The organism is Gemelliphila sp. 1F1 (assembly GCF_056897515.1).
Genome location: NZ_JBXHBE010000003.1, coordinates 1 through 13,859, shown reverse-complemented (window position 1 = coordinate 13,859; position 13,859 = coordinate 1). Strand labels below are relative to the sequence as shown.

Genomic DNA, 13,859 nt, shown 5'->3' with positions numbered 1-13,859 from the left:
AGTTATTAAAGGTTAGGTAAAAAAATGAATAATGAATTAAAAAAGAATATAGGTTTCTTCCCGGCTTTTGCTACCGTAATGGGGACGGTTATAGGTGCTGGAGTCTTCTTTAAAGCAGCTATAATATATAAGACCACAGGAAGTGTAAGTCTTGGAATGTTAGCTTGGGTGCTTGGAGGAATAATAACTCTTTGTGCTGGACTTACAGCGGCAGAATTGGCAGCTGCTATACCAGAAACTGGAGGAATGATAGTTTGGATTGAGAGAACTTATGGTAAAACTGCAGCATATTTATTAGGTTGGACTCAAGGTGTTATTTATATGCCAGCCAACATAGCAGCTTTAGCTATTATCTTCTCAACACAAGTATTAAATTTATTTAATATAAATGTTACTTGGCATATACCTATAGCTATATTAGCTGCCAGCTCTATAATGTTTTTAAACTTCTTAGGGTCTAAAGCATCTTCAACTTTACAGGTAGTAACAACTATATGTAAGTTGATACCTATAGGTTTGATAATAGTATTTGGATTGTTAAAGGGTGATGTACAAAGTATATCTTTATTGCCTACTAGTGAAAATGTAGGGGGATATGGAGGAAATACTCTTAGTTTATTGGGGACAGCTTTGTTAGCTACTATGTTTGCTTATGATGGGTGGATTAATGTTGGAGCTATGGCTGGAGAAATGAAAAATCCTAAAAAAGATTTGCCAAGAGCCATTGTTTTAGGGTTGAGCGCTATTATGCTTGTATATGTTTTAATAAACATAGCTTTTGTTACGGCTTTACCTATATCAGAAATAGCAGGAAATTCTAATGCTGCTAGTGATGTTGCTATTAAGTTGTTTGGACCTCTTGGGGGGAAATTGATAACTATAGGTATATTAGTTAGTGTTTATGGAACTATTAATGGGTACACAATGGCTGGAATAAGAATACCTTATACATTAGCTAAAGAAAATTTAGTTCCAAAATCTAACATAATTGCAAAATTAAACAAAAATGCTATACCTGTAAATTCAGGGATAATAGTTTTGATTGTATCTATAATTATGATATTCTCTGGACAGTTCGATATGTTAACAGATTTATTACTGTTCGTTATTTGGATGTTCTATACGATGACATTTTTAGCTGTTATAATTTTGAGAAAGAGAGAACCAGAATTAGTTAGACCTTATAAGGTTCCTTTATACCCTGTTATTCCGGGAATAGCAATAATTGGAGGGTTATTTATTCTGATAAATACGTTATTAACTCAAACCTTGCTAGCTTTAGGAGGAACAGTGTTAATGCTAATTGGATTGCTTTTCTATAAGGAATTAATAAATAAATATAAAAAATAGAAAAAATCCTATTACTTAATTTTAAGTAATAGGATTTTTTATTAGTTTACTTTTTTTGAGATTTTTTTGGTTTTTCTTTTTTCTGTGGTTTATCATTTTCTGGATACATAACTTTATCTACCAAACCATACTCTAAAGCTTCTTCTGCTGTTAAATAGTTATCTCTTTCTGTATCTCTTTCTATCGCTTTTATTGTTTGACCTGTTCTATCTGCTAATATTTTGTTTAAGCGTGCTTTTGTTCTTAGAATATGACGCGCAGCTATTTCGATTTCTGTAGCTTGGCCTTGAGCTCCACCTAAAGGTTGGTGTATCATAACTTCTGCATTAGGAAGACAGTAGCGCTTTCCGATAGTTCCTGCTGCTAGTAAGAAAGCTCCCATACTTGCTGCCATTCCCATACATATAGTAACTACATCGCACTTAATATGTTGCATAGTATCGTATATAGCGAATCCAGCTGTAACACTTCCGCCTGGGGAATTTATGTAGAAATATATATCTTTTTCGCTATCTTGAGCTTCTAAAAATAGTAATTGGCTAACTATTGAATTAGCTACTTGATCATTTACATCTGATCCTAAAATAATTATTCTATCTTTTAATAATCTTGAGTAAATATCGTAAGCTCTTTCTCCTTGAGATGTTTGCTCAATAACTGTAGGTATTAAATTCATATATTATTTTCCTCCTTGAAAATCTATTAGCTATATTATACTGTACATATAAATATTATTCAATAGTGCGAATTTACAGTATATAAGAGTGTTCTTTGAAATTACCCATAATAGTATTAATGCTATTTACAGTTATAAATGCTTTAGGACAATTTTTATTTATTAATTTTTTAAGAGTATATAATTCGTTTTGTTGGATAACAAGAATAAGCATTTTTCTTTTTTGGTGTGTATAACTTCCTTCTACATCGATTATTGTACAACCTCTATTCATTTCTCTATTAATTATTTCTGCTAAAGCGTCAGCGTTGTCGGAAATAATTGTACATTGAATATATGCTGAAATAAATTTTTGGAACATTCGCATAGTTTGATTTCTAACAAAGCTCATAATAACAGCGTACATAACATAACGTAAGTCGAAAGTGAACCAAATTATAATATAAATTATAATATCTTGTACCAAAAAAACAGTAGGTAAATTTAGTTTATATTTATTTACTAGAAATTTACCTGTAATATCAGTTCCGCCAGTAGAACCACCTGATATTAAAATAAGGCACATAGCTACTCCGGATAAAATTCCGGCGAAAATAGTGGCTACTAATTTGTCTTGCAAATCAACTGGTGTAATAACTGTCGGTAGATAGTCTATTAAAAAAGATGATGCTACGATAAATATTACAGTTATAACCATAAATTTTTTGCTGACGTACTTAAATCCTATATAAAATAGTGGTATATTTAGTAATAATTGGGCAAGCCCTAATTTTATCCCGGTAAGTTTATTTATAACTAATGCGAGTCCTAAAGCTCCGCCAGTGGACAAATCGTTGTAAGGTATGAGTATTCCTGCATAAACAGAAAAAATAAATATACCCACAGTCATAAACAAAATGTTTTTAATGTTTTTTCTTTTATTAACTTCGTAAAGCGTTTCTCTTATCATATCGTCTATTCTTTCTTATGTTTCTTAGTTAGTATTATTGTAATCGTTATTTATAGAAAAATCAAGATAAATTAGTTATAAAAATTTGATTAATTTTAGTTGGTTAATAGTTTATGAATATAGATTTTATAATAAAAAATATCATAAATTAAAACTGAAAGCAAATAGTTGTGGTTATCGGATACATTTTGTGTTGTTTATATTATAAAATGTTTTCATTTTATGAAAATATAATATGAAAAAGTATAATAAAATTAATTTATTTACATTTTAAAAATCTATTGTATTTTTTTGAGTAAAGGTGCTAAAATACAGTTGAAATAAATAAGGAGGTTTGTTTTATGGAAACAAATAAATTAAAAAAGAAACACCCTATAGGGTTGCAACTAGCTAATTTATGTACTGGATTAAATAGCTTTTATGCATACGGAGTTATAGGATATTTATTCTTATTCTTAACTTCTCCAGTAGAAGAAAATGGATTAGGGTTTAGTGTTTCTCAAGCGAGTGATATGTATGGAACGTATGCAATGTTAGGTTTTATGGCGCCGCTTGTTGGAGGATTTTTAGCTGATAGGTATTTAGGATTACAAAAGACTATTGCCTTGGGAACACTTGTCAGTTCATTTTACTACTTAGCTTTTGTAACTATTTTACCTAGTAATCCAACTGCTACTACTTTATGGATTTGCTTTGGGTTAGGTATTCTAGCAAGTGGTCTAGGTAAAGGGAACGTAAGTGCTTTAGTGGGAGAATTCTACAAAAAAGAAGAGTTGAGTAGACGTGATGAAGCATATAGTATATTTTATATGGCAACTAATATTGGTGCATTTTTAGGTCCTATTGTTGTAGGATACATAGTAGAAACAAAATTTGCAACGTTAAATGCTGATGGTACAGTAGCTGCTTATGGATTTAAATATGCGTTTTTAACAGCATTAATTTTAAATACGATTCAACTTTTAGGATTTGTATATTTAGCACCTAAGTGGCTAAAAGAAGTAGGAAAATATCCATCATTCAAAAAAGCGGAAGCTAAGCGTGAAGAAAAAGAGGTTAAAAAAGGATTCACTAAGGAAGAAAAAGGACGTATGGTTGCAATGGCTATATTCTTTGTATTTGTTGTTTTATTCTGGAGTGCATGGTATCAGACTCAAACTTCGTTTTCATTGTTAGCTAAAGATTTAGTAGATAGAAATATTTTTGGCTTTACAATGCCTATTTCTTGGTTAATATCATTTAACGGAATATTATGTGTTGTTCTGGCTCCGGTCTTAGCGAAATTATGGTTGAGATTAGATGAGTCTAAAAGAGGAGATTTACCTGTTTCTACTAAGATGGCTTTAGGTATGATTTTATCTGGTTTAGCTTTTGGAGTTCTTGTATTAGGTATTAGTACATTAGGTGGAGTTACAGATGGAAGTGCTAAGATGAGTATTTGGTACATTCTTCTAGCTTACTTATTGTTAACGGTAGGGGAGTTAATGTTATCTCCTATAGGAATGTCACTATTTAACAAACTAGCGCCAGCAAAATATTCATCTCTTGTAATGGCGATATGGTATCTATCATTCTCACTAGCTAACAAAATTTCTGCAGCATTAACAGGATATACAGAGTCTCTAGGATTCTCTAAAATTTTTGGATATATTGCAATAATAGTAATAGTGTTCGGAGTAATTTTATTAATGATAAAAGGTTACTTAGAAAAACTTATGGCGTTGGATAAATTGAAAGAAGAGTAGAAAAATAATTGTTTAGGCTGATTTTCACGTCAGCCTTTTTTATTATGCATCTATAAATTAATAGTACTTAACATAATTGTTTTTTATATAATTAGTATAAATATTGAAAAAATATATAATAAGTGATATTATATTATTGAAAAAATATTGTTAAGGAAGAATTGATGGAAAATAGTAAAAATCAAAAATATTCCAACATTATTAAAACATTAGTTCAAATAATATTTGGGATAGTAATTGTAACAATGCTTTTTTCTTATTTTAGGAAAGAAATCGACAATCTTGATTTTGTTAAGATAGAAAGATTAGTATCTAGTTTAGGAGTACCTATTTTTTTATTTATAATTTTTTTAGGGATAGTAGGAATATCTATTCTTTCTTTTTATGACTATTTTGTTTTAAAAGCTATTCCTATAAAAAATAGTTTAAAAGGTATTCGTGTTTTTAAAATTAGTTTTATGACAAATTCTCTTAATATGATTTTAGGTTTTGGCGGTGTTATAGGTGCAGGATTAAGGTATTATTGCTATAAACCTTATTCTAAAAATAATAAAAGTTTATTAATAGCTATTGGGATGATATTAGTATCAATGTTGTCTGGGTTAAGTATGTTGGCTATTTTAGTAGTCCTTAATTTCTTGCCAGGGGCAGATTTGTATAGCGATTATTCTATATTCTATTACTTTCTGCTACTTATGACATTATTTTTACCAATATATTTATTTATTAATATGAAAAATCCTAAAATAAAGAGTGATAGATATTTAGCTATTAAATTGGCGGTTGTTTCTTTTTTAGAATGGTTATATGCAGCTTTTTTAGTGTTGTTTATATTATATATCTTTGAAGGAAGTTTTATTTTTGGTAAAGAATCTAGAATTTTGGGTGTAATAGTAGTAGCTTCTATTGCTGGTTTGCTGTCTATGGTCCCGGGAGGAGTCGGGACTTTTGATTTTTTAGTTATATTAGGTCTAAAAAATCTAGGATTTAAAGGAGAAATAGTTGCTGCAACTATATTTGTTTATAGGCTATCTTATTATGTAGTTCCTTTTATTATAGGTACTATACTTTTTATTAGTGAGGTAGTTATTCAATTTGTAAAAAGATTGATTAATAAAAAGGAGGGAATTTAATGATTTTAAATACAGTGTATTTTATTCTATCTTATTCAATAGGTAATATATTAGGTGGAAATGTTTTAAAAAGATTTTATGGCGAAGATATTTCTAACAAAGGTTCTGGTAATATTGGAGCAAGAAATGCTGGAAGGGTTTTTGGAACGAGAGCATTTTTGTTTGTTGCTACTATAGATTTATTTAAAGGTTTTTTAGTAGTTATATTGTTAAAGATATTAAATGTTAATATTTTAGTAATTACTATCTGCTTATTTTTAGTAGTATTAGGTCATATTATGCCGATTTTAAATTCTTTTAATGGCGGCAAAGGTGTTGCAACGTTTGTAGGAGGGATAGCTGCATTGTCTCCTAACTTGCTATTTGTTTTTCTTTTAGGGTTTTTATTGATAGCTTTTGTAACTAGAAGCACAACTATAGGATTTTATAGTACGTTACCTATGTTAATATATATTTATTATGTAGATTTTAAGTCGTGGCAGGGAGCTTTAATATTTGTTGTTGTAATTATTATGTTGTTTGTAGTAGCTATAGGTGATATAACTAATGCTTTTAACAAATACTTTGCAGCACGTCGAGTAAAAAAATAATTATCGAAAGCACATTTATATAGTATGTAAATGTGCTTTTTTTATTTAAAATTGAAAAGATATACAATGCAAGTAATTTTTATGTTAAAATATAATAGTAGATGGATTTGTGAGGTGACTTATGAAAAGTATAGTTGTGAAGAATTTAATAAAAGAATATGGACTAGGAAATAATAAAGTAGTAGCCAATAAAAATATAAATTTTGAAATAGACAATGGTGAATTTGTTGTAATATTAGGTCCTAGTGGTGCAGGAAAAAGTACGCTCTTAAATATATTAGGAGGTATGGATAGTGCAACAAGTGGAACAGTTGATGTTTTTGGAGAAGATATTACAAAATTTAATGATACGCAACTTACAAAATATAGAAGAAAAACTATAGGATTTGTTTTTCAGTTTTATAATTTAATACCTAATTTAACAGTATTAGAAAATGTTGAACTAGCGGCTCAAATAGTGGATAATGCAAAAGAATCTTTGGATGTTTTGAAAATGGTTGGTCTTGAAGTAAGAAAAAATAACTTTCCATCACAAATATCAGGGGGAGAACAACAAAGAGTTTCTATAGCTAGAGCAATAGCGAAAAATCCAAAAATTTTACTCTGTGATGAACCAACAGGAGCTCTTGATCACAACACAGGTAAACTGGTGTTACAAAATTTACAAGATTATTGTAGAAATGAAAATAAAATAGTAATAGTAATAACTCACAACAGCAAAATTGCAGAAGTTGCCGATAAAGTAATTGAAATATATGATTCTAGTGTCAGAAATATTATAATAAACGATAATCCTAAAGATATTAGCGAAGTTGAGTGGTAGTATGAAATCTATAAATAAAGATTTATTAAGAGAGATTAAAAAGACGAAAACTAAGTTTTTATCTATTATGATAATAATGTTTTTGGGGGTTTTTGTATTTATTGGATTAAATGAAGTTCCATCTACAATGAACAACACTTTAAATAAATACTTGCAACAGTCTAATATGTACGATATAAAAGTCAGCAATGATTTTCTTATGGCTAAAGAAGATGTTTCTTATTTAGAACAATTTTCAGAGATAAAGAGTACAGAAGTTTATTATCAACTAAAAAGTAAAGAAGATAAATATGGATATAATTTACAAATTCAATCTTTAAATGAAAATATAGCTACCCCTAAATTAATTAGTGGTAATCTTCCTAAAAATGAAGAAGAGATAGTTTTGACTGAAGCACTAAAAGATAATTATAAAATTGGTGATACCATTAAACTTAATAATCTAGATAATAGTAGTTTAAATCTAAAAAATTCAGAGTACAAAATAGTAGGTTTTGTTTATGGAATGGATTATCCAGAAAATTCTACGAATAACAAAGGTAATGTAGATTTCTTTGGTTATGTCCATAAAGAAAGTTTTTCTTCGGATTTGGTAAGTGGGGTATCCATATTGCTTAAAGATATAGATAGAACAGATTTAACTGTTCAAGAATATTACGATAATGTAAATAAATATCGTGATAGTATAGTTAAAAAATTAGAGGATTTGCACAGAGTTAATAATGATAAGTTCCGTAATAATAACTTAGAAAAATGGCAAGCAGATAACCAGAAAATATTAGATGCCAAAGAGCAACTTAATTTTGCTTATGAACAAATTGCAAACTTGCCTTCTACGGAATACGAACAGCAAAAGTCAAATTTGGATAATCAGAAGTTAGAATTAGAAAGCAGAGAGCAACAATTACAAGTCTATAAAAAACAGATTGATGAAATATCTTATCCTAAGTATAATGTAGAGAATATCCAAGGAAATACTTATTATAAACAATTTATAGAGTCAGCTAAAAGTTTGTTATCAATAGCTAATATTTTTTCTGTGTTCTTATTTTCTGTATCCGTTCTAGTTTCGTTAACTACAATCTCTAGAATGGTTGATGAAAATAGAACTAATATAGGAACATTGAAGTCTTTAGGATATAGTAACCTTCAAATTTCTAAGAAGTATTATATTTATGGTTTTTTGTCTACATTAATAGGGGGGATTATAGGTGTTGTAGCTTCTTATTCAATAATAGTTCCAATAATTTATAATTCTTATGCAAGATTTTTGACTCTAAAAATCCCAGAAATAGTATTTACAAAATTTACTATATTTGTTGCACTTTTTATTTCTGTTGTTTGTGTAATAATTGCTGTAACTTTTCCTATATATAAAATTTTAAGAGAGAAACCAGCTAATTTATTACGTTCTAAGGCTCCTAAGGAAGGATCAAGAATATTTCTTGAATATTTGACTTTTATCTGGAATAAATTATCTTTCCTTCATAAAGTAACTTTTAGAAATATTTTTCGCTACAAAGTCAGAATGTTGATGACTGTTTTAGGAGTTCTTGGGTGTACGGCATTGATGTTTATCGGTTTTGGTATAAGATTTGGAGTTATGAATATTTCTAATGAACAATTCAACAGTATTACTAAATATAATTTGGCAGTTAGCTATAACCCTTATATAAGCGATAGTGATAAAAATAATATAGTAAAAGTTTTGAATGATAGACATAATGTAGATAATAGTGTGGAAGTATTGTTAAGTAGAGCTGTTATAAAAAATGGTAATGATATTTTAGATAATATATCTATGATTGTTTATAAAGATGATTTACAAGATTATGTAACGTTAAAAAATAATGATGGAATCGTAGAAAAATCTAATGAAGGAGCTATAATTAGTGAAAAACTAGCTTATCTATATAACTTAGATATAGGATCTAGTCTTGATATAGCTTTGAACGATAATACTTATAAAGTTAAAGTTTCTGGGATAAGCAAAAACTATTTTGGGCATACTATATATATGTCTAGCGAATATTATGAACAAATATTTCAAAAAGAATATGTAGTTAATAGTTTTCTTGTGAAAAATTATAATGATAAAGACAAGATAAATAATGTGGTATCATTGTTAGAGAAAGATAAAAATGTTGTAAATATTATAAATCAACAAAGTTTTAAAGAAACGTTTGATAATTTTGTAGAAGGTATAGATATTATAGTATTAGTTATTGTTCTATGTTCTACCACTTTAGCGATAGTAGTTCTGTATAATTTAATAAATATAAATCTTTCTGAACGAATTAGAGAATTATCTACTATAAAAGTTTTAGGATTTTACACCAAAGAGATTACTACTTATGTGTTTCGAGAAATATTTTATTTAACATTGATAGGTGTAGCTATAGGTAATTATGTAGGATATTTAATGTATCAAAAAATTATTGTAGAGCTTGCAGCTAGAGATATGATATTTGAAACTTCTGTATCTATTTATGTTTATTTAATATCCACTGCAATAACATTAGTTGTAACTATTATTATAATGGCTATAGTTCATAGATACCTAAAAAATATTAATATGGTAGAAGCGTTAAAATCAGTAGAATAGTTTATAAAAAATAAAAAGGATGTGTACATATATGAAAAAATTTGATGAAAATTATATTTTGGTAAAAGACATGGTTGAGGATACCTATTATCCTAATTTTCTTGTTGAAAAATTACAAGAAGAAATAAGAAAAGTTATTTCTATTTTAGAGACTGGAGAGAATAAAATAGATGTTGTCCAAAAAGTGCTTGATGAAATGACATTATCAATAAATGATCTTCAAGAAGAATTTTGGGATAATGATAGTGAAATTGAGACTATCGCTAGGGATAGCATAGCTGTTACGATAGAGTATGTTTTAAATTGGTTCAATATAGATATCGATTTGGAAACAGCACTTCAAGAAAGAGATTGGTAATAAAATATAATAAAGGAGATACAAAAATGAGAATTTTATTTGCAGGAGCTGGAGCTCTAGGATCAAGATTTGCTTATATGCTACATCAAAAAGGAGAAGATGTTACTTTAATTGACTCTTGGAAAGAACATGTAGAAAAAATAAAAAATGAAGGATTAAAAGTGATAATTGATGGAGAAGATTTAGGAAACGTAAAAATTCCTATATTTTATCCTCATGAATTAACTGGTGAATATGATGTTGTCTTCGTAGCCACAAAATCAATGCAACTAAAACCAATGCTAGAAACTTTAAAACCATTTTTAAAAGAAACTACAAAAGTTATTTGTATTTTGAATGGTTTAGGACACGTCGATACGTTAAAAGAATATGTTGATTCAGAAAATATTTTGATAGGTGTTACTTTATGGACTAGTGGCTTAGGTGGTCCGGGAGTACTTAATGCAGTAGGTACTGGAAAAACAGAAATAAAACAAGTATCAGAAAAAGATGTATCTGCGACAAAAGATATAGTTGCTAGGTTCAATGAAGCTGGACTAAATTTAGTTTATTCTGACAATGTTTATCAGTCAATTTGGCATAAAGCAGGTTTAAATTGTGTGTTGAATGCTTATTGTACAATTATTGACTGTAATATAGGAGAATATGGTTCTTACTCTGGACACCAACAACTTACAGATATGCTGTTGGAAGAAGTTGTAGCTGTAGGTAGAGCAGAAGGAGTTGACGTTAAATATGATGTTATCTCTGGAAATATAAGTAGAATATTCCCACCAGAATTGGCTGGCTTGCACTATCCATCATTATATCAAGATATGAAGAATGGACGTTTAACAGAAATCGATTACTTAAACGGAGCAGTATCAAGATTAGGAAAGAAACATAATATAAAAACTCCAGTGTGTGATTTAATTACTCATATTATTCACGCTAAAGAAGAAATAAATAACAATAAGTAGTATTTTATTTAATAAAGGCTGATTGTTCATCAGCCTTTTCTTTTTTACAAAAAATATTTCGGTTTCATTTATTTTATAAATCTTTACATAATTATATATTTTTGATAGAATTAAAATATTAATTTATTAAGAGGAGATACTTTATGTCAAAAATAACTAGAAGATTGCTGCTTGGGGCTGTTTCTGCACTAGGAATATATTATTATAAAAATCCTAAAGAAGCAAAAAAACATAAGGAATTACTTTTGAAAAATTTTCAAAATGGTATAGATAAAATTAATGAATTGGCTAATTATAATATAGAAAAAGATGAAAAATTAGAAAATAATATAAGTGAAAGTATTGTTACTAAAGAAGAATTGAACAATAGTTCACAGCTAGACAAATTAATAGATGCATTTTCTGATAAAGAAGAAATACCTTTAGATAATCAAGAAGTTATTATTGAAGATATAGTAATAGAAGAAAAGCTTTCAGATAATAGTGTAGAATTGGAAGAAACTATTGAACTAGCAGAAGTTAAACAATCTGTAGATGAAGAAATAACAGATAAAATAGAAGAGAGTAAAGATAATTTAGATTTGATTTTAGATGACAACAATGTTGTTGTAGATGATAATAATCAAATGAAGGAAGATATTAAAGAAGAAGTTGATAAATTAATGAATGATTTAAATACAAGTCAAGAAGATAGTTTAGAGACATCTGAATTTATAGATAATGTTGAGAATGTAAAAGATGAAGAACTTTCTTCAGAAGATTTATTGGATAAAGTTGTAGAGTATATAGAGTCAGAAGAACAAGTATTGATGGATAGTGATAGTATTGATTCTAATGCCAACGTTAAAGAAGAAAATATAAGTGAAATTATAAAAAAAATAGAAGAAGATAATTTTGAAAAATTAGAAGAAACTAATAAAGAAGAATCTGATAATGAAACGAAAAAAGCTTTAAAATCTATAGTAGAGTTTTTCTCATTAGAAAATAAGTAGAATGGTATTTAAAATAGTGGTATATAACTAGCGATAAATTTTTAATATTTATTGTAATTTAGTTTGAAAATATGATGCCACTATTTTTATATTTTTCTTGTTTTATAAAACTTTAGAAAGTCATTGTTTAATGTTAGATAGTGAGGTATTTTGAATATGAATTCAAGAAAGAATAGCAAGTTGTTTTTAGTTATATTCTTAGGAGTATTGTCAGCCTTTGGGCCGTTCATAATAGATTTGTATTTACCAGCATTGCCTATAATGAGCGAATATTTTGGTGTTAATGCTACTATTATCCAACTAACTTTAACTGGTAGTATGATAGGATTGTCTATAGGACAGTTGATTATAGGGCCAATAAGCGATAGAATTGGTAGAAAATTACCCTTAATATGTAGTTTAATAATTTATATTTTAAGCACTTTATTTATTGTTTTAGTTAATAACATTAATTTTGTAATAATACTTAGATTTATACAAGGATTTTCAGCAGCAGGATCCGTAGTTTTATCACGAGCTATAGCAACAGATTTGTACGGAGGAAGAAATCTAAAATCATTTTTTTCTTTATTAATGACAATAAATGGGTTAGCTCCTATAATAGCTCCTATATTTGGAGGGATTATCATACAATTTACAGAGTGGAGAAGTATTTTTATAATACTAACTATACTAGGTTTAATACTGTTAATAGTATCTCTAAAATTTTATGAATCATTAGAAGAAAGCAAGAGATTTTCGGGTTCTTTAATAGAAACATATAAAAAATTATTTAATATTGTAAAGAATATGACGTTTATTACTTATATATTAGTTCAATCATTTGCTATGGCAGGATTATTTGGTTATATCTCGGCATCTCCTTTTATTTTTCAAGAAGAATACGGAGTTTCTGCGTTTGTTTATAGCTTATTTTTTGGTTTGAATGGATTGGCATTAATTATAGGTTCAAGAATTTCTAATTTATTTAATAATAAGAAATCAATATCTGTCGGATTAAATAGTATGGTTATTCTAAGTATTTATATTACATTATCTTTAATTTTTAAATTAAATGTTCTATTGGTAGAATTAGGATTTTTTATGTTATTAGTAGGTTTAGGTATTATTTTGCCAGCTACATCATCATCTGCTATGAATTCTGAAAGAAGTAATGCAGGGGGAGCAGCAGCTGTATTAGGATTTATTCAATTTTTATTTGGAGGGTTAGTATCTCCCTTAGTAGGCTTAGGGAATACTTTATATTCTACTAGCATAGTTCTTATAGTAAGTAGCATTATAGCCTTGTTTTTATACTCAACTATAAAAACTTAAAATTAATTACAAATATATAATACTTAATATGGAATGTAATTTTTCTATATTAAGTATTTTTTATAAATTTTACTAATAAATATTAGTTTACATTAATTTAGATAAAAAATTGTTATGTACAGTTAATTTAATTTATAAGAATAAAAAATTATAACAAAAATATAAAAATAACTTGATAATAAAAAGACTAGATGATAGACTATTACAAGTCTTCTTAGATTATTGTTAAAACAATTATTAAAAAAAACAAAAAAGATATTGACAAAAGAAAAAGAAGATGATAGAATAATAAAAGTCTTGACGAGAGACGAACAATAAGAAAGAAAAACTTATTGAATGTTAAGAAAAAAAGATAGAAAAAGTTC

12 protein-coding genes are annotated in these 13,859 nt (G+C 27.8%); 10 read left to right on the top strand and 2 right to left on the bottom strand.

The window, feature by feature from the left end:
- The first annotated feature begins 24 nt into the window (after nt 1-24).
- A complete protein-coding gene (locus AC1XWJ_RS03930; RefSeq protein WP_483334599.1) occupies nt 25-1,350 on the top strand; it encodes an APC family permease in 1,326 nt (441 codons plus the stop codon).
- A gap of 46 nt (nt 1,351-1,396) precedes the next feature.
- Here the strand turns inward: AC1XWJ_RS03930 and clpP are convergent, their stop codons facing one another.
- Together clpP and AC1XWJ_RS03920 are read right to left on the bottom strand one after the other, a co-directional pair.
- Complete coding sequence (clpP, locus tag AC1XWJ_RS03925; protein ID WP_483334598.1) at nt 1,397-2,026, bottom strand: ATP-dependent Clp endopeptidase proteolytic subunit ClpP; 630 nt, start codon at nt 2,024-2,026, stop codon at nt 1,397-1,399.
- 73 nt (nt 2,027-2,099) lie between these two features.
- Complete coding sequence (locus tag AC1XWJ_RS03920) at nt 2,100-2,975, bottom strand: YitT family protein (RefSeq protein ID WP_483334597.1); 876 nt, start codon at nt 2,973-2,975, stop codon at nt 2,100-2,102.
- Nucleotides 2,976-3,316: 341 nt separating this feature from the next.
- On the opposite strand from AC1XWJ_RS03920, the gene AC1XWJ_RS03915 reads away from it, so the two are divergent.
- The 9 genes from AC1XWJ_RS03915 to AC1XWJ_RS03875 all read left to right on the top strand — a co-directional run bounded on the left by AC1XWJ_RS03915 (nt 3,317) and on the right by AC1XWJ_RS03875 (nt 13,494).
- Nucleotides 3,317-4,720 carry a peptide MFS transporter gene (locus tag AC1XWJ_RS03915; RefSeq protein WP_483334596.1) on the top strand — a complete coding sequence of 468 codons (1,404 nt, stop codon included), beginning with the start codon at nt 3,317-3,319 and terminating at the stop codon, nt 4,718-4,720.
- A 164-nt stretch (nt 4,721-4,884) separates the two neighbouring features.
- Nucleotides 4,885-5,853, top strand: a complete 969-nt coding sequence (locus tag AC1XWJ_RS03910) for a lysylphosphatidylglycerol synthase domain-containing protein (RefSeq protein WP_483334595.1) — start codon at nt 4,885-4,887, stop codon at nt 5,851-5,853.
- Nucleotides 5,853-6,443 carry a glycerol-3-phosphate acyltransferase gene (locus AC1XWJ_RS03905; protein WP_483334594.1) on the top strand — a complete coding sequence of 197 codons (591 nt, stop codon included), beginning with the start codon at nt 5,853-5,855 and terminating at the stop codon, nt 6,441-6,443. Before AC1XWJ_RS03910 ends, AC1XWJ_RS03905 begins: the two co-directional genes overlap by 1 nt.
- Nucleotides 6,444-6,564: 121 nt before the next feature.
- Nucleotides 6,565-7,266, top strand: coding sequence for an ABC transporter ATP-binding protein (locus AC1XWJ_RS03900; protein WP_483334593.1), 702 nt, complete (start codon nt 6,565-6,567; stop codon nt 7,264-7,266).
- Nucleotide 7,267: 1 nt separating this feature from the next.
- Nucleotides 7,268-9,871: an ABC transporter permease gene (locus AC1XWJ_RS03895; RefSeq protein ID WP_483334592.1), complete on the top strand. Its 2,604-nt coding sequence runs from the start codon at nt 7,268-7,270 to the stop codon at nt 9,869-9,871.
- A 19-nt stretch (nt 9,872-9,890) separates the two neighbouring features.
- Nucleotides 9,891-10,229 (top strand): DUF5713 family protein, encoded by a 339-nt coding sequence (locus AC1XWJ_RS03890; RefSeq protein ID WP_483334591.1) that lies wholly within the window; start codon nt 9,891-9,893, stop codon nt 10,227-10,229.
- A gap of 26 nt (nt 10,230-10,255) precedes the next feature.
- Nucleotides 10,256-11,188: a ketopantoate reductase family protein gene (locus AC1XWJ_RS03885; protein WP_483334590.1), complete on the top strand. Its 933-nt coding sequence runs from the start codon at nt 10,256-10,258 to the stop codon at nt 11,186-11,188.
- A 143-nt stretch (nt 11,189-11,331) separates the two neighbouring features.
- Nucleotides 11,332-12,180 carry a hypothetical protein gene (locus tag AC1XWJ_RS03880; RefSeq protein WP_483334589.1) on the top strand — a complete coding sequence of 283 codons (849 nt, stop codon included), beginning with the start codon at nt 11,332-11,334 and terminating at the stop codon, nt 12,178-12,180.
- Between the two features lie 156 nt (nt 12,181-12,336).
- Nucleotides 12,337-13,494 carry a multidrug effflux MFS transporter gene (locus tag AC1XWJ_RS03875; RefSeq protein WP_483334588.1) on the top strand — a complete coding sequence of 386 codons (1,158 nt, stop codon included), beginning with the start codon at nt 12,337-12,339 and terminating at the stop codon, nt 13,492-13,494.
- Nucleotides 13,495-13,859 lie beyond the last annotated feature (365 nt).

Coding starts and splice junctions, on each gene's coding strand:
- AC1XWJ_RS03930 (WP_483334599.1), top strand. CDS start 25: ATGAATAATGAATTAAAAAAGAATATAGGTTTCTTCCCGGCTTTTGCT.
- clpP (WP_483334598.1), bottom strand. CDS start 2,026: ATGAATTTAATACCTACAGTTATTGAGCAAACATCTCAAGGAGAAAGA.
- AC1XWJ_RS03920 (WP_483334597.1), bottom strand. CDS start 2,975: ATGATAAGAGAAACGCTTTACGAAGTTAATAAAAGAAAAAACATTAAA.
- AC1XWJ_RS03915 (WP_483334596.1), top strand. CDS start 3,317: ATGGAAACAAATAAATTAAAAAAGAAACACCCTATAGGGTTGCAACTA.
- AC1XWJ_RS03910 (WP_483334595.1), top strand. CDS start 4,885: ATGGAAAATAGTAAAAATCAAAAATATTCCAACATTATTAAAACATTA.
- AC1XWJ_RS03905 (WP_483334594.1), top strand. CDS start 5,853: ATGATTTTAAATACAGTGTATTTTATTCTATCTTATTCAATAGGTAAT.
- AC1XWJ_RS03900 (WP_483334593.1), top strand. CDS start 6,565: ATGAAAAGTATAGTTGTGAAGAATTTAATAAAAGAATATGGACTAGGA.
- AC1XWJ_RS03895 (WP_483334592.1), top strand. CDS start 7,268: ATGAAATCTATAAATAAAGATTTATTAAGAGAGATTAAAAAGACGAAA.
- AC1XWJ_RS03890 (WP_483334591.1), top strand. CDS start 9,891: ATGTGTACATATATGAAAAAATTTGATGAAAATTATATTTTGGTAAAA.
- AC1XWJ_RS03885 (WP_483334590.1), top strand. CDS start 10,256: ATGAGAATTTTATTTGCAGGAGCTGGAGCTCTAGGATCAAGATTTGCT.
- AC1XWJ_RS03880 (WP_483334589.1), top strand. CDS start 11,332: ATGTCAAAAATAACTAGAAGATTGCTGCTTGGGGCTGTTTCTGCACTA.
- AC1XWJ_RS03875 (WP_483334588.1), top strand. CDS start 12,337: ATGAATTCAAGAAAGAATAGCAAGTTGTTTTTAGTTATATTCTTAGGA.